Source organism: Streptomyces sp. NPDC054841 (genome assembly GCF_053611045.1).
The window spans coordinates 1-2,220 of record NZ_JBSGZO010000796.1; the positions used below are offsets into that span (position 1 = coordinate 1).

Consider the following 2,220-nt stretch of genomic DNA (forward strand, 5'->3'; position numbering starts at 1 on the left):
GAGCTGTGCGCCACGAGGCGCGATGTTGATCGAGAGGTGGTGAAAGACCACTTCCGTCGGGTCGTCGTAGCGGCCTGATTGAAGCTTGGGGGCAGCCTGATCCGGGGAACGCCGGTGAGGGTGGCAAGCGGCCCCGACGATGGCGGGACGTGCCGGAACTACCAGACGGTGCGGGTCCGTTCAGCGAGGTCAGAAGGTGTAGCGAGAGCGAACCAGTGGTTGAAGCTCCGTAACAGCGAAGCCGGGTCAAATCTGGTGGATATGGGCCGGTGTGCAGTGCGTGGGGCTCCGCCCGGATGGGTGGGAGTCTCAACTCCGAAGCCGTGTAGCTCTGACGGTGGGGAGGCCACGTTGAAGGTCTGCGGCGTAGGCGTGGCGATGCTGCCGGAGTAGAGCTGGGCACCTCCCTGACCGATCGATCACATGGTGAACGTGGGAACCATCCGCGGTCGCCCTCCTGCCGGACAGCCGGTTCGGTGGTGGGCAGGTCCGTTGCCGATTGAGGGCCGTGGGATGGGGCGGAGGCCCCGTAGTAGTCGCGGGCGTGACGACCCGCCGTGGAGGCCGTGAGAGACGGCCGCAGGGCGAAGGGGGCCAGCAAGTCAGCAGTCGAGGTTGCTGGAATGTCGGGAGGTTTTCGCTGGTGAATACCGACGAACTGGAGCGCGCCGTATATGTGGCGGAGCGACGGGTACTGAATATCCAGACCAAGCTGCACCGTTGGGCTCGTGATGATTCTCATCGCAGGTTCGATGACCTCTACAACCTCGTTACCGATCCCGGTTTCCTCCTGGTGGCCTGGGATCGGGTGAGGGGTAACAAGGGTGCCCGCACGGCTGGAGTGGACGGGCGCACGGCCCGTTCCGTCGAGGCCGGGCAGGGGGTGGAGGATTTTCTCGACGAACTGCGGTCGCGACTGAAGGACCGTAGTTTCCGCCCGCTTCCGGTGCGGGAGCGCATGATCCCGAAGGCTGGCGGGAAACTACGCCGTCTGGGGATCGCTACCATCACCGACCGGGTGGTCCAGGCATCCTTGAAGCTGGTGTTGGAGCCAATTTTCGAGGCGGATTTCCTCCCGTGCTCCTACGGGTTCCGTCCGAACCGTCGGGCTCATGACGCGGTAGCCGAGGTACGCTATCTCGCTTCACGGCCACGCAATTATGAGTGGATCGTGGAGGGCGATATCACGGCCTGCTTCGACGAAATTTCACATTCGGCCCTGATGGACCGGGTGCGGCGGCGAGTCGGAGACAAACGCGTACTGGATCTGGTGAAGGCTTTCCTCAAGGCGGGCATCCTCAGTGAGGACCGCTTGCTGCGGGAGACCACCGCCGGAACCCCACAAGGGTCGATCCTCTCGCCCTTGCTCAGCAATGTGGCACTGTCGGTCCTGGACGAGTACATCGCCCAGGCACCGGGAGGTCCCGGGGCTGGGAAGCTGGAACGGGCCAGACGGCACCGTCATGGTCTGCCCACCTACCGCCTGGTGCGGTATGCAGACGACTGGTGCCTGATGGTCTTCGGCTCCCGAGCGGATGCCGAAGTTCTGCGCGAGGAGATCACAGGAGTCTTGTCCACGGTGGGCTTGCGCCTATCACCGGAGAAGACTCTGATCACCCATATCGAGGAAGGGCTGGATTTTCTCGGGTGGCACCTCCAGCGCCACCGCAAGAGAGGCACCAGTCAGCACTACGTCTATACCTATCCCGCGAAGAAGGCCGTCCAGGCCGTAAAGCGGAAGGTCAAGGTGCTGTGCCGAGAGGTCGAAGTGAACCAGCCGTTGGACGACCTGCTGCGTCGGCTGAATATGGCGCTGCGAGGCTGGTGTGCTTACTTCCGGCCCGGGGTGTCCTCCGCGACCTTCGCCTACCTGAGCCACTACACGTGGCAGACGGTATGGCGATGGATGCGGCGCAAACACCGCCGGTCCACCTGGAAGGAAATCCGCAACCGCTATTGCGGCGGCGGATGGTGGCCCACCAGCGAGAACAGGGAGCTGTTCGATCCTGAGAAGGTAGGCACGACCCGCTACCGCTATCGGGGATCCGTTATTCCGGCTCCCTGGCCCATCGCGGGATGAGGATGTCCAACACGCGGCCCATTTCGGGACTTGTGGAGAGCCCGGTGCATTGAGAGGTGCCCGCCGGGTTCGGGAAGCGGTCCGGGGAAACGGGCTGGCCGAAAGGCCGGAACCGCGCCCCGGGCCGACTTTCACCGACC

Annotated in this window: 1 protein-coding gene; it reads left to right on the forward strand. The window is 64.0% G+C overall.

Annotation, left to right across the window (positions count from 1 at the left end; all coding sequences use genetic code 11):
- The first annotated feature begins 643 nt into the window (after window positions 1–643).
- The gene (gene ltrA, locus ACWGI8_RS43295) at window positions 644–2,080 is read left to right on the forward strand and encodes a group II intron reverse transcriptase/maturase (RefSeq protein WP_453669011.1); all 1,437 of its coding nucleotides are present in this window, start codon (window positions 644–646) and stop codon (window positions 2,078–2,080) included.
- Window positions 2,081–2,220 lie beyond the last annotated feature (140 nt).